18 protein-coding genes are annotated in these 19453 nt (G+C 52.1%); 8 read left to right on the top strand and 10 right to left on the bottom strand.

The genetic code is table 11. The annotated features are described in order from the left end of the window. Positions 1 to 12: 12 nt before the first annotated feature. On the bottom strand, positions 13 to 3063 hold the full coding sequence (fdnG, locus tag ACUY4S_RS22860) for a formate dehydrogenase-N subunit alpha (RefSeq protein ID WP_312691499.1): 3051 nt from the start codon (positions 3061 to 3063) through the stop codon (positions 13 to 15). 241 nt (positions 3064 to 3304) lie between these two features. On the opposite strand from fdnG, the gene fdhD reads away from it, so the two are divergent. Beyond that, a complete protein-coding gene (fdhD, locus tag ACUY4S_RS22855; RefSeq protein ID WP_312691500.1) occupies positions 3305 to 4141 on the top strand; it encodes a formate dehydrogenase accessory sulfurtransferase FdhD in 837 nt (278 codons plus the stop codon). A gap of 126 nt (positions 4142 to 4267) precedes the next feature. Continuing rightward, positions 4268 to 4480 carry a YdgH/BhsA/McbA-like domain containing protein gene (locus ACUY4S_RS22850; protein WP_312691501.1) on the top strand — a complete coding sequence of 71 codons (213 nt, stop codon included), beginning with the start codon at positions 4268 to 4270 and terminating at the stop codon, positions 4478 to 4480. A gap of 44 nt (positions 4481 to 4524) precedes the next feature. Here ACUY4S_RS22850 and ACUY4S_RS22845 read toward each other — a convergent pair whose 3' ends face one another. Both ACUY4S_RS22845 and ACUY4S_RS22840 read right to left on the bottom strand, forming a co-directional pair. Continuing rightward, positions 4525 to 4848 carry an AzlD domain-containing protein gene (locus ACUY4S_RS22845; protein WP_458022942.1) on the bottom strand — a complete coding sequence of 108 codons (324 nt, stop codon included), beginning with the start codon at positions 4846 to 4848 and terminating at the stop codon, positions 4525 to 4527. Beyond that, positions 4849 to 5511, bottom strand: a complete 663-nt coding sequence (locus ACUY4S_RS22840) for an AzlC family ABC transporter permease (RefSeq protein WP_312691503.1) — start codon at positions 5509 to 5511, stop codon at positions 4849 to 4851. Between the two features lie 101 nt (positions 5512 to 5612). Here ACUY4S_RS22840 and ACUY4S_RS22835 point away from each other — a divergent pair, with 101 nt between their 5' ends. The 6 genes from ACUY4S_RS22835 (at position 5613) to ACUY4S_RS22810 (ending at position 12374) form a co-directional block, all read left to right on the top strand. After that, positions 5613 to 6161 (top strand): helix-turn-helix domain-containing protein, encoded by a 549-nt coding sequence (locus tag ACUY4S_RS22835; RefSeq protein WP_458022943.1) that lies wholly within the window; start codon positions 5613 to 5615, stop codon positions 6159 to 6161. Positions 6162 to 6438: 277 nt separating this feature from the next. After that, complete coding sequence (locus ACUY4S_RS22830) at positions 6439 to 6963, top strand: fimbrial protein (RefSeq protein WP_458022944.1); 525 nt, start codon at positions 6439 to 6441, stop codon at positions 6961 to 6963. Positions 6964 to 7013: 50 nt separating this feature from the next. Further along, complete coding sequence (locus ACUY4S_RS22825) at positions 7014 to 7730, top strand: fimbrial biogenesis chaperone (protein ID WP_312691506.1); 717 nt, start codon at positions 7014 to 7016, stop codon at positions 7728 to 7730. 40 nt (positions 7731 to 7770) lie between these two features. Further along, positions 7771 to 10290 (top strand): fimbria/pilus outer membrane usher protein, encoded by a 2520-nt coding sequence (locus ACUY4S_RS22820; protein ID WP_458024234.1) that lies wholly within the window; start codon positions 7771 to 7773, stop codon positions 10288 to 10290. 15 nt (positions 10291 to 10305) lie between these two features. Beyond that, complete coding sequence (locus ACUY4S_RS22815; protein ID WP_312691508.1) at positions 10306 to 11622, top strand: fimbrial protein; 1317 nt, start codon at positions 10306 to 10308, stop codon at positions 11620 to 11622. Further along, positions 11619 to 12374: a fimbrial biogenesis chaperone gene (locus ACUY4S_RS22810; protein ID WP_458022946.1), complete on the top strand. Its 756-nt coding sequence runs from the start codon at positions 11619 to 11621 to the stop codon at positions 12372 to 12374. Before ACUY4S_RS22815 ends, ACUY4S_RS22810 begins: the two co-directional genes overlap by 4 nt. Before the next feature lie 9 nt (positions 12375 to 12383). Here the strand turns inward: ACUY4S_RS22810 and rhaM are convergent, their stop codons facing one another. From rhaM to rhaD, 7 genes are all read right to left on the bottom strand, one after another. Next, a complete protein-coding gene (gene rhaM / locus ACUY4S_RS22805; protein ID WP_312691510.1) occupies positions 12384 to 12698 on the bottom strand; it encodes an L-rhamnose mutarotase in 315 nt (104 codons plus the stop codon). Beyond that, complete coding sequence (gene fucO, locus ACUY4S_RS22800) at positions 12695 to 13843, bottom strand: lactaldehyde reductase (protein ID WP_312691566.1); 1149 nt, start codon at positions 13841 to 13843, stop codon at positions 12695 to 12697. Before fucO ends, rhaM begins: the two co-directional genes overlap by 4 nt. Before the next feature lie 76 nt (positions 13844 to 13919). Then, positions 13920 to 14924 (bottom strand): ABC transporter permease, encoded by a 1005-nt coding sequence (locus ACUY4S_RS22795; protein WP_312691511.1) that lies wholly within the window; start codon positions 14922 to 14924, stop codon positions 13920 to 13922. Beyond that, positions 14921 to 15925: an ABC transporter permease gene (locus ACUY4S_RS22790; protein WP_312691512.1), complete on the bottom strand. Its 1005-nt coding sequence runs from the start codon at positions 15923 to 15925 to the stop codon at positions 14921 to 14923. The genes ACUY4S_RS22795 and ACUY4S_RS22790 overlap by 4 nt, the downstream gene beginning before the upstream one ends. After that, a complete protein-coding gene (locus tag ACUY4S_RS22785) occupies positions 15925 to 17436 on the bottom strand; it encodes a sugar ABC transporter ATP-binding protein (RefSeq protein WP_458022947.1) in 1512 nt (503 codons plus the stop codon). Before ACUY4S_RS22785 ends, ACUY4S_RS22790 begins: the two co-directional genes overlap by 1 nt. Positions 17437 to 17490: 54 nt before the next feature. Further along, the gene (rhaS, locus tag ACUY4S_RS22780) at positions 17491 to 18477 is read right to left on the bottom strand and encodes a rhamnose ABC transporter substrate-binding protein (protein WP_312691514.1); all 987 of its coding nucleotides are present in this window, start codon (positions 18475 to 18477) and stop codon (positions 17491 to 17493) included. A gap of 84 nt (positions 18478 to 18561) precedes the next feature. Next, entirely contained in the window at positions 18562 to 19392 is an 831-nt protein-coding gene (rhaD, locus tag ACUY4S_RS22775; protein ID WP_312691515.1) for a rhamnulose-1-phosphate aldolase, read from the bottom strand. Between the last annotated feature and the right edge of the window lie 61 nt (positions 19393 to 19453).

The following is a 19453-nucleotide window of genomic DNA, read 5'->3' as shown; positions in this document are numbered from 1 at the left end:
AAGTCGTCTCCGTTATACCTTTTCCACATTCACCAGGAACGCCTTGAATTCCGGCGTCTGGGTGTTCGCATCGCCGACGAACGGCGTTAACGTATTGGCGATAAAGCCTTTCTTCGCCACACCCTCATAACCCCAGTGAATAGGAATACCGATAGTATCGACATCCTGACCGTTCACTTTCAGCGTGCGAATACGTTTGGTCACCACCGCTTTGGCTTTGATATAGCCGCGATTGGAGGAAACCTTCACAGTATCGCCCTGTGTGATGCCCAATTTGCCCGCCAGTTTCTCGCCGATTTCTACAAATTGTTCCGGCTGCGCGATGGCATTAAGCCGCGCGTGCTTGGTCCAGTAGTGGAAATGCTCGGTCAGACGGTAGGTCGTACCGACATACGGGAACGCCTCTTTTTTACCCATCGCGGCCATGTCGTCTTTGAAGACGCGGGCTGCCGGGTTAGAGATAACCTTTGGATGCAGCGGGTTAGTACCCAGCGGCGTCTCAAACGGTTCGTAATGTTCCGGGAACGGTCCTTCGGCCATCTTATCGAGGGCAAACAAACGGCCCATCCCTTCTTGCTGCATGATAAACGGCCCGACATTACTGCCTGGTGCGGCAGCGCTGTAATCCGGAATATCAAAGCCGCCCCATTTCGCACCGTCCCATTTCAGCAACTGGCGCTTCGGATCCCACGGGTTGCCCTGTGGATCAGCGGAAGCACGGTTGTAGAGAATGCGGCGGTTAAGCGGCCACGACCATGCCCAGCCCAGCGTATTGCCAAGACCTGACGGGTCTGAGTTATCGCGGTTGGCCATTTGGTTGCCTTTCGGTGTCCAGCTGCCGGCGAAAATCCAGCAACCGCTGGAAGTGGTGCCGTCGTCGCGCAAATGGGCGAAGGTGCTTAACTGCTCGCCTTTTTTCGCCAGTACTGTACCGGTTGCCGGATCGATAATGTCCGCCAGCGCTTTACCGTTACTTTCCATGGCGACCTCTTCCGGCGCGGGGTTTTCCGGCGTCGAATAATTCCAGGTCATATTCAGCACCTGTTCCGGGTTGGCTCCGCCCTCTGCGGCGTACATTTGACGCATACGCAGGAAGATGCCCGCCAGGATTTCGCCGTCGTTCAGCGCATCGCCCGGCGCATCAGCGCCTTTCCAGTGCCATTGCAGCCAGCGACTGGAGTTGACAATAGAGCCGTTCTCTTCCGCAAAGCAGGTAGAAGGCAGACGGAATACTTCGGTCTGGATTTTAGCCGGATCGACGTCGTTAAACTCGCCATGGTTTTGCCAGAAGTTAGCGGTTTCTGTATTGAGCGGATCAATCGTCACCAGGAACTTCAGCTTCGACAGTGAGGCAACCACTTTATTTTTGTTCGGGAACGACGCCACCGGGTTAAAGCCCTGGCAGAGGTAGCCGTTCACTTTACCCTGGCTCATCATTTCGAAGTACTGCAGGACGTCATAGCCTTTGTCCCATTTCGGCAGCCAGTCAAAGCCCCAGCTGTTTTCCGCTGTCGCTTTATCGCCGAAGAAGGCTTTCATCATCGAAACGAAGAATTTCGGGTAGTTGCTCCAGTAGTTCACCTGGCCTTCCAGCAGCGGTTTTGGCGTGTTGGCAGTAAGGTAAGTCTGGAGGTCGGTATGTTTTTCGCTCGGTAGCGTCAGATAGCCAGTCAGGCTCTGTGACAGCAGACCCAGGTCTGTCAGTCCCTGAATGTTGGAGTGACCGCGCAGGGCGTTCACGCCGCCGCCCGCCATGCCCATGTTGCCCAGCAGCAGTTGGATCATCGCCATGGTACGGATGTTCTGAGCACCGATAGAGTGTTGTGTCCAGCCGAGCGCATACAGGAATGAAGCGGTTTTATCGTGCACGCTGGTTTCGGCAATGTATTCACAGACTTTAAGGAAGTCCGCTTTTGGCGTGCCGCAGATGTTTTCCACGACTTCCGGCGTGTAGCGGGAAACATGCTCTTTCAGCAGGTTCCATACGCAGCGTGGATGGGTGAGCGTGGTATCGCGTTTGGCGAAACCTTTCTCATCCAGCTCATAGCTCCAGCTGGTTTTGTCATATTTCCGTTTTTCCGCGTCATAGCCGGTAAACAGGCCCTCTTCAAAGCCAAAATCCTCACGCACGATCAGGCTGGCGTTGGTATAGGCTTCGGTATATTCGCGGTTGTATTTTTCGTTGGTAATCAGGTACAGCAGTACGCCTGACAGGAATGCAATGTCAGTACCGGAACGAATTGGCGTATAAAAATCCGCAACAGAGGCGGTACGCGTAAAGCGCGGATCAATAACAATCAGCTTCGCGCCATTATGGATCTTGGCTTCCATCGCCCAGCGGAATCCCACCGGATGCGCTTCTGCCGCGTTCCCACCCATCACAATGATAAGGTTGGCGTTCTTCATGTCGACCCAGTGGTTGGTCATCGCACCGCGACCAAATGTTGGAGCAAGACTTGCTACCGTTGGTCCGTGTCAGACACGCGCCTGGTTGTCGACGGCTAACATGCCGAGTGCGCGGGTAAATTTTTGCGTTAAATAGCCGGTTTCATTGCTGGAGGCGGAAGCACACAGCATACCGGTGCTTAGCCAGCGGTTGACGGTAGTACCTTCCGCGTTTTTCGCGATGTAGTTAGCGTCACGATCCTCTTTCATCAGTTTCGCGATGCGGGTAAAGGCTTCATCCCAGCTGATTTGCTGCCATTTATTGGAACCCGGCGCGCGATATTCCGGGTATTTCAGGCGGCTTTCTGAGTGAATAAAATCTACCAGACCTGCGCCTTTCGGGCAGAGCGCCCCACGGTTTACCGGATGATCCGGGTCACCTTCAATGTGAAAAATGGATGCTTTGGCGTTTTTTGCGCCGTCGCCGAGGCTGTACATCAACAGCCCACAGCCAACGGAGCAATATGTGCAGGTATTACGGGTCTCACGGGTGCGCAGCAGTTTATACTGCCGTGTTTCCGCGAGGGCGATGTTGGGGGCAAAACCCAGCGCCGCAGCCGTCGTTCCTGCCATACCGCCAGCACAGATCTTAAAGAACTGTCTTCTGCTGACCTGCATGGTTATCTCCTGGTTCGACATTACTCTTTATCTTTTTTTCTTTGCGGAGGTTTTCGCAAAGGTTCAATATTGCTGTTAATCCCGCTAATGACTGGGGATTAGCAACGCACGATACCACAATGTAGGTATGCCTATTCGGACATGAAGTTGCAGAATCGTGTCTATTCCCTCCAGTTTTGAGGGTTATGGCGCTGAGAATACCATAATGTTGATACGCTTGTTCGATAACGGTTAATGAAAAGTGAATGATTTACGGGCTATAAAGCACAAAAATGCAACACCCATCACAGGGGCGCGTCAGGTCTCCCTGTGGAAGCGCGATGACTTGCAGCAAGCGATACCTGACATGCTGGCGGAAGAGGTACCCGTTGCGCTGGTATACAACGGTATTTCGCATGTCGTGATGATGGCATCGCCCAAAGATCTCGAATGGTTTGCTGTAGGTTTTTCCTTATCCGAAGGGATTATAGAAACCCCTGCTGAGATCTACGGTATGGACGTCATCTCCACCTGCAACGGCCTTGAGGTGCAAATCGAATTGTCCAGCCGTCGCTTTATGGGACTGAAAGAGCGCCGTCGCGCACTGGCGGGCCGAACAGGCTGTGGTGTTTGCGGGGTAGAACAACTTAACGACATTGGTAAGCCGATAATGCCGCTGCCGTTTACCCAGACGTTTGATTTAGCCTCGCTTGACGCGGGCCTGGCGCATTTGACCGATTTTCAGCCAGTCGGTCAGCTCACTGGCTGCACGCATGCTGCAGCGTGGATGTTACCGTCCGGCGAACTTGCTGGCGGGCATGAAGATGTGGGGCGACATGTCGCGCTGGATAAATTATTGGGCCATCGCGCCCGTGCGGGTGAAGGATGGTCGCAGGGAGCGGTACTGGTTTCCAGCCGCGCCAGTTATGAAATGGTGCAGAAGTCGGCGATGTGCGGCGTTGAGATCCTGTTTGCGGTTTCTGCTGCAACGACGCTGGCAGTCGAAGTGGCTGAGCGCTGCAACCTGACGCTGGTGGGTTTTTGCAAACCGGGCAGGGCAACTGTCTATACGCATCCGCAGCGTTTGATGGGTTTTTAAGTTCATCAAAAAAATTGAAAAATGAAAACAAATCCTTCCGCTTTTTGTTGAGTGAGAACAGGTCTACTATTTATTTCATCGAGGCGCGGTGCCTCACACCAACAAATTAACGTAAGGATTTATATCATGAAAAGCATCAAAACTTTTGTCGCAGTTATCGCTCTGGCTACCTCTTTCGGTTCTTTCGCCGCTCAAACCATCAGCGCAACAGATTCCACGCTGTCAGGGGCAGAAGCGAAAATCGCTGCTCAGGCTCAGCAGGCTGGTGCCGCGTCTTATCAGATCACCGAAGCGTATAACGGCAACCAGGTTCATATGACTGCCGAACTGACTAAATAAGCACACAGTACCGTTGAAAGAGCGCCTTCGGGCGCTTTTTTGCGTTAACTGATCCCCGCCAGTCGCAGAAGTGCCGTGACCACGGCGGCAGAGAGGATCACCACAATCAGCGGCATTTTACGCCAGGCAAGAAACAGCGCGAATAAGACCCCCAGTACACGAGCTATTCCGGCAAAATGATTGCTTTCATAGAGCGTGGCCGCAAGCGCGACGGCAAACAGCAATGTTGTGGCGGCATCGGAAAGCAGTGCTTGTGAGCGCTCAGAAAGCGCCAGTCGGCTACCCAGCTTTGCACCGCCCAGGCGCATTAAATAGGTCCCGACTGAAAGGATAGCGATACCGCTGATAATCAATGGAACACTGGCCATTTATTTCTTCCTCGTCAGCAGACCCAGCAATGAGAGCAGCACTGGCAACCCCACCGGCGCAAAGGGTACAGCGATAAGAGACAGGACCGCCCCGCTGGTCGCACGAATAAACGTGGTTCTTTTTTTCAACGCTGGCAGCACCAGTGCCAGTAAGATGGCGGGGAAGACGGCATCGAGCCCGATAGTTTCCGGGGCGGGCAACAGCTTACCGACTGCCGCGCCAAGCAGCACTCCACCAGGCCACAACAAAGCCACTCCCAGTCCGCATAACCAGTAGGCGGCTTTGCGCTGCTCTGGCGTGGCCTGCGATAAACCGAACACCACACTTTCATCATTCATGATGTGGCTTCCCAGCAGACCGGATGCGCCGTTACCGACAAGCTCGCGCACTGTCACGCCAAAAGGGAGGTGGCGGGCATTTACCAGTAGCCCGGCCACGGCAGCGGCCAGCGGATTTCCGCCGCTGGCAACTATGCCAATAAACATAAATTCGGACGCACCCGCCAGCACAGTCAGAGAGAGCGCCAGGGGGACCCAAAGCGGAAAGCCATACGCCATTGCCAGCGAACCGTATGATACCCCCACCACGCCGACCGCGAGGCAAACAAGAAAAATGGCTTTGACGGTGTCGCTTTTCAGGCTTGAAAAATATTGAGTAAGCATATGCGTTTACCATATCGAACGATTAGCCATTATAATGAACATATCTGGATCGTTTTTCAAATCGAACAATATGTTCATTATAATGAAGGGTGACGTCAAAGATGACACAACCAATGAGTGTGATTGCTAAAAGTCTGTTGCGCGAACGCCAGCGAACCGGGCTTTCTCTGGCGGAAATCGCCCGCCGCGCCGGTATTGCCAAATCGACGCTTTCCCAACTGGAAGCCGGAAACGGCAACCCCAGTCTGGAAACGCTCTGGTCATTGTGCGTCGCGCTGGATATTCCTTTCGCCCGCCTGCTGGAGCCACAAAGCCCGAAAACCCAGGTAATTCGACGCGGAGAAGGTATGAAGGTAGTTGCAGAGCAGGCCAATTATCAGGCTATTTTGCTTGCCGCCTGTCCACCCGGTGCGCGACGCGATATTTATTTATTACTGACGAAACCGGGTGCTGATCGTGTTTCTCAGCCTCATCCGCGCGGGTCAGTGGAGCATATTATTGTGACACAAGGTCGTGCACTGGTCGGGTTGACTGAAGCGCCGGAAGAGTTGAGCGAGGGTGACTATATCTGTTACCCGGCCGATCAGGAGCATATCTTTAAAGCCCTGGAGCCAGAAACCCAGGCTATTCTGGTTGCGGAACAGAACTAATATAATGTGGAGGCGATAAATGCAGATATTTTTTAAATAGTATATCGCCTTTATGAATGAGTTGTTCAATTAATATTGATGAATCAAATTTAATTCCCAATATATTGCTTTTTTTGATATATATTAAGAGGTATTACCTCTTCGAAAATTAGAGAAACTTGCTTTACATCAATTATCCGTGGCTGTATGCTTTGCATCCAATCTTCTTATTCGTAGTGTGATATAAGTTGACTCTTTTTATTACTATACATATTAATGGAGGAATAAGATGCTCAGGATGAGTCATTCTTTTGCAGCATTATTTGCGTTTGGTTTAACAAGTCTGCCACTGGTTGCACAAGCCAACAACACGGTTCACTTTCTGGGTGAAGTCAGTGAGCAAACCTGTACCGTTAAAGTCAACAACAGCAGTACCTCAGCAATAATCCTTTTACCCACTGTCAGTAAAGGTCAATTAAGCAGTTCGGGTTCAACGGCGGGTGATACGCCTTTCACGGTCACGTTAGAGAATTGTAATTCCCAAAGTACATCTGCGGGTATTCTCTTTGTGGCGAATGATGTTGATAACGGCAATTTAAAGAACATTGCTACCAACTCACCTGCTACCAACGTTGCTATCCAGTTAGTGGAGGGCGCGTCGGCATTAACGTTCAATAATAATAAAGCAACCACTGCAATGCAGACCATCAACAGTGGCGTAACGTCTACGAACTTTGATTTGGTTGCTCGCTATTATGCAACGGGCGTCACTACTGTTGGGGCTGTAGAGGCTCAGGCGCAGTTTGCAGTGACATATCAATAACCTGTTCCGGGGCAGATTCTGCGTCTGCCCCGAAGATGGCTTATTAATAAATGTTTAATTATTGGTCAGAAAGACTATCTTTTGCACTACTCTTGTTCTGTTTAGTACCTGCCTGTGTTAGCGCTAATGTAACATTGCTGGGTACGCGTGTTATTTATGAAGCTGATATAAAAGAGAAATCTCTGACCTTTAATAATGCAGGGGAAGCGCCTGTTCTGGTGCTGGTCTGGACGGATATCAATAACCCGAACTCTACGCCAGAAACAGCCGATGCCCCTTTCATTACCATGCCACCTATTTTTCGTATTAATGGCAATCAGACACATGTAATGCGCCTGAAATTCACCGGGAAAGATTTACCCAAGGATAGAGAATCGCTTTTTTGGCTGAACTTTTTGCAATATCCAGCAAAAAATGAAGCAGATAATCATGAAAGTCATCTAACCCTGGTGATAAAAAGCCGGCTTAAGATTTTTTATCGCCCCACCGGAATTGCACTGGATGCAAATAATGTTCTTGATGAGATTAAAATCGACAGGCGTGGCCAAATAATAGATGTTAAGAATACTACTGCATATTATATTTCTGTTCTTGATGCTTATGCTGGAGATGGCAGCAAGAAAAAGAAAATTAAGAATACCGGGATGATTGCACCATACACTACTGCCCAATGGTTATTACCTGAACAGGCGGGAAGTCATTTAACTATTAACGCAATAAATGATTATGGCGGAATATCCAGCAAGGTTTATCGTCTGCCTCGTTAGCTTCCTGGTTTTATAATGCAAGTACTGTTCAATTCGGATAATGTCAATGTATCAGTACCGTTTATATATTCGGGTTTTGTTCAGTCTCGTCACTTTATTGTCATTAACCGCGACAGCAAAAGAGAACGAATTTTACTTCGACGCTTCTTTATTGAGAAATAGCGGATTATCCAGTAGTGATCTGCAAAAACTGAACGAGGATGCGTTAATAACGCCAGGAAGTCATTCTCTGGATATTTATCTTAACGGCACATTTATCACGCGCTACGGAATTGAATTTTCACAACGGGGTACAAATGTTGAACCCTGCCTTCCCCATGCACTCGTTGCCATGTTGCGTTTTAAATCGTTGCCAGAGAAACAGCCCGCCTCATGCTACTGGCCAGACGATCATGTGATGCAAGGTGTAAGGCTTAAATTCGATTTGGCACAACTGCGCATGGATGTGAGTGTACCGCAGGCATTATTAAAATCCTCTCCTCGTGGTGCCGTGAGCGAAGAAAGTCTCGACGCCGGAGAGAGTATGCTATTTATCAATTACATGGCTAACCAGTACCACGCAACGTCGCGCCGCTATAAAACAAGCAAGATGGATTCATCATGGGTGAATCTTAACGGTGGTATAAATCTGGGGCTATGGCGTTACCGCCAGCAATCCAGCCTGAACTACAGCAATATTGATGGCAATCACTGGAATACCAGTCGCCGTTATATCCAGCGCGCTATCTACCCTTTACGCAGCGAAATGACGTTGGGGGAAGGGTACACCGATGGGCAACTCTTTTCGGGTATCAGTTTCCGGGGCATACAGCTCACTTCGGACACACGCATGCTGCCAGATTCTCTTCGCGGTTACGCACCTGTCGTACGGGGCATTGCAAAAACCAATGCAAAAGTCACAGTTATGCAGGACCAGACCACGCTGTATGAAACGACGGTTGCGCCGGGCCCGTTCGTCATTGACGATCTGTATCCCACTTATTATTCCGGCGACTTAACCATTGTGGTTACCGAAGCGGATGGCAGTAAAAATATATACAACATGCCTTACTCTTCGCTGGCGGAGTCGATCAGACCGGGTGTATCCCAATGGTCATTCACTGCGGGAAAGGTGCAGAACATTGACGCAGGAAATACTTTTAGCGAAATGATCTGGCGGCAGGGATTGACCAATGCGCTTACGTTTAACGTCGGCAATCAATTGGCGTCGGGATACATGGCCTGGTCCCTCGGTGGCGTGTATAGCTCAGCGATCGGGGCGGTAGGATTAAACAGTTTTTATTCTCTGGCGCAGCAGGATGACGGCAACCGTGGTGGCTGGATGCTACGGCTGAACTACAGCAAAGCACTGCCGCAAACCGGAACATTATTTACCCTGGCCGCGTCCCGATATGCGGCCCAGGGGTATGCTGAGCTCTACGACACACTGGGGTCGCGCCATGCACAAGGTCAGGCGCAACAGTGGCAATCTCCCACCTGGAAACAACGCAGCCGTATTGAATTTGCCGCCTCTCAGCCATTGGCGTCATTTGGCAATATTAATGCTTCCGCATCAATGCAGGATTATAGCGATGGAAAACAACGGGATAAACAGTATCAACTCAGCTGGAATAAGCTGTTTGATTATGGGGTTTCGTTAAGCGTTACAGCGGCCAGAACCTATAGCATTACGCCGGGTGTCAGCAATAACGCCGACGTATTTTCGTTTCGCCGCCAGATGCAAACAATGTGGTCGTTTTCTTTATCCACACCGCTTGGTCAGCGGCGTACTTCACCCACACTCTCAACCAATGTTAACCATACGACCGGCAATGGCGGAAGTGATGGTGGTTATCAGTCCACGCTGAGTGGCATATATGGCGAACACGATCCGCTGAATTATAGCCTTAATTTTTCTGCCAATAAGAGAATGGAACAAGCTGGATGGGGCGCCAACCTCCAGCGCAGCTTCCCCTACGTTAATGCCGCAACATCCTGGTCTACATCAAGTAACTACTGGCAGGCTTCAGCTTCGTTGCAGGGGGCAATTGTGGCCCATAAAGGTGGTGTGACGCTGGGTCAGTGGGTAGGAGATAGCTTTGCTTTAATTGATGCGCCAGGTGCCAGCGGCGCTGAGGTGATTGGCGGTCAGAACGCGCGTGTTGATGCGTTTGGTTATGCGATAACTCCAGCGTTAGGTGCTTATCAAATCAACCATGTCACGCTGGACCCGGGCAATATGGACGACAACGTTGAGCTACAGACCATGAAAATGCAGGTCGCGCCTTATGCCGGTGCAACGGTGCGGTTACGTTTTAACACTCTTCAAGGCCAGGCCATGTTGATCACAGCAGCACGGCCGGACAACGCATCTATTCCTATGGGAACAAGCGTGTATGACGGATATGGCAACCGTACAGGAATGGTGGGGCAGGCTAATCAAATTTACCTGCGTTCCCATGAAGAAAAGGGAGAGTTACAGGTTCAATGGGGAAACCGCACCAATGAGCGCTGCCGTATTGCCTGGCATGCGCCGTCCTCGCAGGAGCCGTTGGCTCTGTTGACATTGCCTTGCCGCTAAGTAATGGAGTCGCTAATGACATTTTTTCGGATAACTTTGCTGAGCTTTTTCTTATTTACCAGCTTGTCCCTGAATGCAAAGTGCGTGAAAGGACCTGACTTTGCCCGCTCAGAATTAAGTGGATGGGGAGTCAGTCTTGCGCTTGGGACCATCAACATCACGACAGACAAAGTGCAGCCAGTAGGTTCACCATTGGCTTCAAGCGTAGTGAATTTTTATGACAATCCTCGTTATACAAAAGGTCCGGACAGCATTCTTTGGGTTTGCGATATAGCGGACAAAAACAATATTTATGAAATCATTGCCACAAATGGTAATGACCGAAACGGAGGCTTTTTTGATATAGGCGCTTTCGATGGTTACCCTAATTACTATGCAACGCTTTTTAGTCATGTGGCGATACGCCTGACTCATGTTAACTCTGGTCGGGTGTTTACACGTAACTATCAACGGATCCCGTTAAAGAATTATGTCGTATCGCCGGATGGCCTGAAAATCTATATCCGGCTGAAGGATTTTAGCCCTATACGTGCGGATCTGATTCGGGTTAGCACCACGACTTCTCGCGGGCAAGCGCCATCAGACTATTGTGCAAAACGGGATCAACTGACATCGGGTACGTATACCTGTAACCAGCCTAATGGATATGTCTCTTTTTGTTCTGAAGGTAGCCCGGATGCGTATTGTGACGTGGGCGATTCGGCCTATGTCTATAACGGCTGGTGGAAAGACAACTGGATGAGTATCAACATGGGCGGAGTGGCGCCCATGGCGCAGCTGGTATCGCAACGGACCTGCACTGCCAAAAATGTGACGCCTGTCGTCACATTTCCCCCTATCAGTGTCGGCGCGTTAAATAGCGGTGGAAAATCACAGAGCAAGTTTACCGTGAACATTCTCTGCGAGGGGCTGGCGGGAACCGGTACGATTAGCGGCCTGACGGCGCTTGGCATGCAAGTCCCTTATGAAAGTTATCAAGCCGCACAGCAACTCAATCTTGTGAATAGCTCTGGCGGCGTTCGCTATTTACTCCCCCCTGACCTCGGGGTAGATGGCATGGCGAAGGGGGTCGGGATCCAGATTGCGAACGCCGATGACGGCATAATACGTAACTTTATTGGCTGGCAACGCTGTATTACAGCGTGTGCTATGGGTGAGGCAGGCGGGTGGTACGACGCACGAGACGGCATCAGAGTAGTTAACAGCGGAGGCACATTAGGGATCAGCGAATATGCGATTGATTTCAATGCGTATCTTTCCCGCGTGGGTAACCAGACTGTTCGTGCAGGGCAAGTTTACGCCAGCGCGCAAATCCTGGTGAAAGTACAATGATGATGCGCTTACTTGTGGGGATGGGAGCGCTATTTTGGGCAATGATGCTTCCTGTTCACGCGGGTGTAACAGCCTCTGCTTCGCGGGTTATTTTTACCGAAGGGCAGGTGCAACAAAGCCTGATGTTGGTGAATACCAATGACTGGCCGGTAATGGTGCAGACCTGGGTGGACGACGGAGAGATAAACCCTGCGCCTGGCAGCGTTAAAGCGCCTTTTGTCACCGTTCCTCCGATGTTCTCGCTTGCGCCGCAAAAAATTCAGGGGATCCGACTGATCTACAATCAGTCACCGCTACCACAAGATCGCGAGTCTGTTTTTTGGCTAAATATCTATGAGATCCCTCCGGGCTCGCCTGTTCGTTCTTTGCAGGAGCACAGCGTGGTGTTGACCATGAATACGCAGCTGAAAATTTTCTGGCGGCCCAAAGCACTTGGCGCGCCTGAAAATAACGCAACGGCGTTCAGCTTCCATGCGGAATACATCGGCGAGAAACTGGAGATTGTCTGTCAAAACCGTTCGCCGTGGCATCTCTCTTTCGCCGCAATGCAAGTACTGGCAGCAGACAAAAGCTATGCTGTGGAACAGTTGCCGGACATGATGACAGCACCGTACAGCGAAAAGCGTTATTTCGTGCAGAGTCAGGCCGTAAGATCACTGCCATTGCCACTGCGTATTCGCGTCGAATTGATTGATGACCAGGGTAATGTCTCGGTACATGAATTCCCCCTCTCCACAAAAGAGAGGGGGTGAGCGACGCCATCAGTCCAGGTAAAACACTTCTTTAAGCTCGGCGCTGGCCGGGCTGTTATCCGGGTTGGCTGGCATCACGTCGCGCATATACTTCCACCAGCGCTGGCAAATCTCCGTACTGGCGACCGCATTCCAGCGCTCTTCCGATTCAATCTCCACGGTAGCGAACAGCAGGTTACGCTCTTTATCCAGATAAATGGCGTAGTGATGCGCGCCTCCCGCTTTCAGTGCCGCTTCCAGCTCCGGCCAGATGGGATTATGGCGGCGTTGATACTCTTCGTGCGCATCTGGGTTCACCTGCATCACAAAGGCTTTACGGATCATAATGCCTCCAGGTACAGTTCGCGGACTTCATCACGACTGGCAGTTCTCGGGTTACACGGTGCGCACGGATCGGCCAGCGCTTTGTCCAGCCAGCCTTCGATATCTGCTTTGGTCACGCCCAGTTTGCTGAAGCCGGAAGGGATGCCCACGCGGGCGCTCAAGGTGCGGATTGCATTAATGGCTTCCATGCTGGCCGCTTCATCGCTCATGTTCTGAGTGTTCACGCCCATCGCCTGCGCCACGCGTGCAAAGCGCGCAACTGCATTCGGCCGGTTAAAGTTCTCGATGATCGGCAGCAGGATGGCGTTACAGACGCCGTGCGGCAGGTTGTGTGTTGCACCGGGTTGATGTGCAAGCGCATGCACCAGACCCAGACCGGCGCTGTTAAACGCCATGCCCGCCAGATACTGACCAAACGCCATTTGTTCGCGAGCGTCAATGTCATGACCGTTCTCTACGGCTTTGGGCAGCCACAGAGAGATCAGGCGGATTGCCTCCAGCGCGTTGGCATCGGTTAACGGGTGCGCACCCACAGAAACATAGGCTTCAACGGCGTGGGTCAACGCGTCCATGCCCGTGGCGGCGGTTATCGACGCCGGAATGTCCAGCATTACGCTGGCATCGTCGACGGCGATATCCGGAATGATGTTCGGATCAATAATGACTTCTTTCACCTGGCGTGCAGAATCGATGATCACTGCATTGCTGGTCATTTCTGCCGCTGTTCCGGCCGTGGTGTTAATCGCTACCAGAGGTACACCGGCGTTTTTTACTTTGCCGACGCCCGAATACGCGGTGGAAGGACCTGGGTTGGCGGTGAGGATTTTTACCGCTTTGGCGGTGTCGATTGGGCTGCCGCCGCCAAAGGCGATCACAAAATTGCAGCCGGTATTTTTATAAGCCTCATAGCCTTTCTGCACCAGTTCTTCGGTAGGATTCGGGAACACCTCATCGAACAGATGGTAGGGCATGTTATGTTCCTTGAGCGCGGCAAACAGGCTGTTCAGTAGTCCCAGTTTCACCAGTTGACCATCAGTTACGATCAGCGCTTTTCCCCACTGCTTATTTGCCACCAGTCTGATCATATCGCCGATAGCGCCTGCGCCATGCAGGCTGATTTTGGGTAGTGCCAACATAAAACTCATCATGATGCTCCTTAAATTGCTGTGATTTTTTCCGACGCCAGAGTGCGTTGCCGCCGGAGGGATCCTTTCTTGTCTTTTACATACGCCTGCGTTGCATCACGCGACGGGTGATAATTGGCAGGGAAATCACCACAATCAGCATTGCGCCGACAATAATCGACATCACAATGCCTGGCACATTGAGCAGGCTGAGGCCGAAGGTGACCAGCCCCATTAAAAAAGCAGCGATGATCACGCCGGGCATACTGCCGGAACCGCCGAGAATATTGACGCCGCCAAGCACCGCCATGGTCACGACGGAGAGTTCCCAACCCAGCGCCAGTGTCGGGCGGGTACTGCCCAGGCGCGATGTCAGCAGGATCGCGGCCAGGCCCGCCATCAGCCCGACCAGAGCAAACAGGATCAGGTTGTGCCGCTTAACATTAATACCGGAATACCATGCACCGGTCGGGTTATTGCCGATGGCATAGGTCCGGCGGCCAAAGTTGGTCTTATGCAGCAGGAAGGCAAACAACAGCGCCAGCGCGATGAATAGCGCAAACTCAAACGACAGTGCACCCCACACATAGCCCTGACCGAACCAGGCGAAGCTCTCAGGCCAGCTGTTTAGCGCCTGATCGCCAAGTAAAATGTACGTAATGCCGCGATAAAGGCTCATGGTGCCGATGGTGATAACAATCGACGAAAGGTTGAAACGCGTCACCAGCAGACCGTTGAACAACCCGCACAGCAAACCAACGCTGAGCCCCACACAGACCAGAAGCGGTGTGTCGATGCCTGCCTGGGCGCAGAACCCCATCACTGTTGAGCTGAGCGCCATGGTGGACGCCACAGAGAGATCAATCTCTCTGGCGATAATCAACATTGCCATCGGCAGCACAATGATCGCCTTTTCAGTGAAATTAAATGTGGCGTCAGACAGGTTCCAGATATTAAGGAAATAAGGAGAGGCAAGCGCGTTCACCACAAACACCGCCAGAGTGACAGCCAGTAAAAAACCTTCCCAGCACAATAACCGTTGCAAGAAAGGGGTTGTGCCGGGCGTTGGTTTTACGGCTTCGGAGGTCAGCATTTTACTCATGATTTCACCGCCTGTTTCTGGCGCGCCAGGGCCGCATCGCGCAGGATCAGCCGGCCTTTACGCTTGTTGCCACGTTCGTTGAGCAGAACCGCAATCACAATCACCGTGCCGGAGATGGCCATTTGCCAGAAGGGCGAAATACCAATCACTGGCAACGCATTATTGATGACCCCGAGAAATAACGCACCGAACAGGCACCCCATCACGCGCCCGGTTCCTCCCATGGTGCTAATGCCGCCGATCACACAGGCTGCCACGACTTGCAGTTCAAAACCGTTTGCCACATCAACATACGCAACGGCAAAACGGGAGATCCATAAATAGCCGCAAAACCCCGCCAGCGCACCGGAAAGGCAAAAACTGACAAACTGCATTTTGCCTGCGTTGATCCCGGTGTAGTACGCTGCCGTTGCGTTTCCGCCTGCGGTGTAAAGTGCGCGTCCGGTACGGCTATAACGCAGGAAGTAGCCCACCAGCAGCAATGTTGCTACTGCGCACCAGCTCAGCACTGGCAGACCCAGCACGCTGGCGCGCGGAAGCGCCAGGAAATCGGCTCCCATCTGGTTAGAGTTGACCCAGCCTCCACCGGACAACAGGAAGATAATCCCGCGCCAGATGCTCATGGTGCCGAGCGTAACCACGATCGCCGGTATCCCGAGTTTCCACACCAGTAAACCGTTAATCACGCCCATTATCAGCCCGAGGAAGGTTGCCAGTAGCAGCAACGACCAGACGGGCACATCCGGGTGGTGGAAGTTGATCAGCGCCACAATCATGCCGGTTAACGCCAGATTCGCCGCCATCGACAAATCGATGCCTTTAGTAAGCAACACCATCATTTGCCCAAGGGCAAGAATGATCAGAATGGCGGTATCGTTGAACATCTCCACCAGGTTTCCGGGGCTGATAAACGACGGTACGCGGCTGCCAATTGCCAGAACCAGCAACACAATCACCCCGGCCAGCAAGGCTTCGCGGTGTTTAAGCAGTTGTTGCCACATTATGCCGCCTCCTTACCCGCACCGCTGGCGGCGCTGACAATGGTTTCTGCTGTGGCTTCTCCCGCCTGGTATTGCGCGACCATCAGTCCTTCATGCATCACAATAATCCGGTCGCTCATGCCCATGACCTCCGGCAGTTCAGAAGACACCATGATCACTGCCAGCCCTTGCGCCACCAGTTCCGACATAAATTGATGCACGGCCGCTTTCGATCCGATATCGATCCCTTTCGTGGGCTCGTCGAGGATGATCACATCCGGATGGGTCGCCAGCCATTTGCCGATCACCACTTTTTGCTGATTACCCCCGGAAAGCGTTTCTACCGCCTGCCGCCAGCTAAACGCCTTTACCTGCAAACGGCGGGCATACTCATCCGCCAGTGCCCATTCACGGGCATCGTTCAGTACACCATTGCCGTTTAACTTACTGAGTTGTGGCAAACTGATGTTCTGGGCAATTGGTAACGCGATAATCGCCCCCTGTTTTTGCCGCTCTTCTGGCACGTACACGATCCCGGCGTTGATTGCGTCTGCAGGCTGGTGGAAATGCACCGTTTTGCCATTGAGAATAATGTTGCCGGAAAGGGGGCGTGACACGCCGCAAAGCGCCTGCATCAGTTCAGTGCGCCCGGCACCAACCAGCCCGTAAAAGCCGAGGATTTCGCCTTTGCGCAGCGAGAAACTGATATGGGCAAATTCGGTGGGATGGCAAAGATCGTTAACCTCCAGTACCGTCTCGCCCATTTCGCAAACCACTTTGGGCCAGCTCTGGTTGATGGCGCGCCCGACCATCATCGCGATCATGCGCTCTTCGCTGATCGCCTGAATCGCCCCGGAGTCAACGTACACGCCATCACGCAAGATGGTGTAGTGATCCGCCAGTTCAAAAATTTCATCGAACTTATGTGAGATGAACAGAATCGCCTTACCTTCCTGTTTTAGCCGTTCGACGATTTGGTAAAACTCCAGGATTTCATGTTGTGACAGCGCGGCAGTCGGTTCATCCAGAATCACCACCTGCGCGTCAAAGGAGAGCGCACGGGCAATCGCCACCATATGGCGTTGCGCAATGCTTAAGGTTTTTAAGGTCGCGTGTGGGTCAATTTGCACCTCCAGCCGTGACAGAATATCGCGCGCTTTCTGGTGCATAGCGGGCCAGTCGAGTTTTTTAAATAGGCCCTTATACAAATACTGGCCGACAAAAATATTTTCAGTGACAGACAGTTCGTCGAACAGGACGGTTTCCTGGTGGATGGCAGTAATGCCCATTTTATGCGCCGCTTCAGGCGTCGGGAGGGTAATCGGAATCGCTTTGTAGAGTATTTCGCCCTCTTCAGGCTGATAAATGCCGGTCATCACTTTAACCAGCGTGGATTTCCCTGCGCCGTTTTCACCAATTAACGCCGTGACTTTTCCGGGCCAGAGATCGAGTTGCACATTCTCAAGGGCACGCACTCCAGGAAAAACTTTGGTAATGCCCTTCAGCGACAGCAATGGGGTGGATGCAGTCATGATAGTTCTCCAGGTCTTGTCACTCCCTCCCCACAGAGGAGAGGGAGAAAGGGATCAGAAAATCTTTGAGAACTTATCAATGTTGCTGGCATCGTAGACGAACGGTTCTGCCATTGCGCCGCTGCCATCGGCATCCAGTTTGACCTTGCCGAGTTTGCCCATGCTGGCTTCGGTTTTGGTCGCCGAGCCTTTCACCAGGTCATCGGCTAAATAGGTTGCTGCATAGCCGAGATCGATCGGGTTCCAGATTGCGAAACTTTTACTGGCACCGGATTTGATAGCTCCCGCCATTTCCGACGGCAGACCCAGGCCAGTGACATACACTTTGCCGATCTTGCCCTGGTCTTTTACCGCCTGCGCGGCAGCAACAATGCCAACGGATGACGGTGAAACGATCACTTTTAAATCCGGGTAGGTTTTCAACAGCCCGACCGCTTCGCGGTAGCTCTTATCAGATAAATCATCGCCATAGGCGACAGTGACCAGGTTGATGGACGGGTATTTCGGCAGAACCTTTTTCATCTCCGCAATCCAGATATTCTGGTTAGTGGAGGTGGGTGTAGCGCTGAGAATGGCCACGTCGCCTTTCTCCACATTCAGCGCTTTTAGCGCGTCTGCGGCGAGTTTAACGTTCGTTTCGCCGATCAGCGCGTTATTGGAGGGGTTCAAATGGATTTGTCGCCCAGCTTTGGCCACGCCAGAGTCCCAGGACACCACTTTAATGCCGCGCTGCATGGCTTTTTTCAGTACCGGCACCACTGCATCCGGATCGTTGGCTGAAATGGCGATCGCATCCACTCCTTGGGCGATCAAACCGTTCAGTACTTCGATCTGGGCTTCGGCCGTGGTGGTCGTGGGGCCGGTGTAAATCACTTTAACATCGCCTAACTCTTTGGCTGCCTCCTGCGCGCCGGTATTTGCTGCTTCGAAAAAACCATTACCTAACGATTTCGCCACGAGGGCGATTTTAACTTCGGCAACAGCGGAACCGGACAACGCCAGAATGGCAACGGTGAGGATCAAGCTTGCTTTTGTTTTCATCTCGCTTTTACTCCACATAAGTTAGTGTTTGTAGGGCTTGCAGGTGAGGTTTCGCCCCGTCTTCGTGAGCGGGGCGCGATGTTGTTATTTGTACAAATCAATAGCCGACTGGAGCGGTGTAACGCCAAAGCGTTTGCCCAGTGCAATCAGTTCTTCCTGAGTGATGGTCTGTTTCATGCCGCCCATCGAATAGATTTTTACCAGTACTTCTGCGGACTTCTCCGCGGTGTCGATCAGGCCAAACGTTTCATCCAGCGTCGGGCCGCTGCCGAAGACGCCGTGGAACGGCCACAGTACCAGTGAGTGTTTCTGCATATCTGTGGCAGTTGCCTGACCGATTTCATCGGTGCCCGGCACCATCCACGGCAGAATGCCAACCCCGTCCGGGAAGACCACCAGACACTCTGTGCTGCCTTCCCACAGTTTACGGGTGATAAAGTCGGCGTTATTTTCCAGCACGTAGGTCAGCGCAATCAGATTAGTGGCATGGCAGTGCATGATGACCCGATCTTTGCCGCCTGTGGCTTTGATACGTTCGCAGTGGGATAAAAAGTGCGCCGGCAGCTCAGACGTCGGCACGGCTTCATGGGTCAGTCCCCACAGAATGTGGTAACCCGCGCCATCGCTGTCGACTTTGACCACGCCCAAATTCGCTGTCGGATCGAGCTGCACGTTGCGGAAGAATTTGCCTGAGCCGGTAACAATAAACGGCGTGTTCGCCAGCAATGGCATTGGCTGGCTCAGTGCAATGTACCGTGGCTTCTGATGGAAATCCGCCTCAAACGGCGCAATGTCCGCATCATCCAGACGCAGGGTCAGGTTGCCGCCGTTACGTTCATCCCAACCTTTCAGCCAGGCGTCGGAGGTGGCTTTAATCATCCCCTGGACGAACCAGGAATTAATAATGGTCTGCATAGTCTTGTTGTTCCTGTTAATACGGTGCGGGGTTTTCCCCTCACGCTGAAAAATTTTCCCC

This window comes from Kosakonia beeri, from assembly GCF_054165705.1.
Note: the sequence above shows the minus strand (reverse complement) of the source record. Positions and strands in the feature narration are given on the sequence as shown.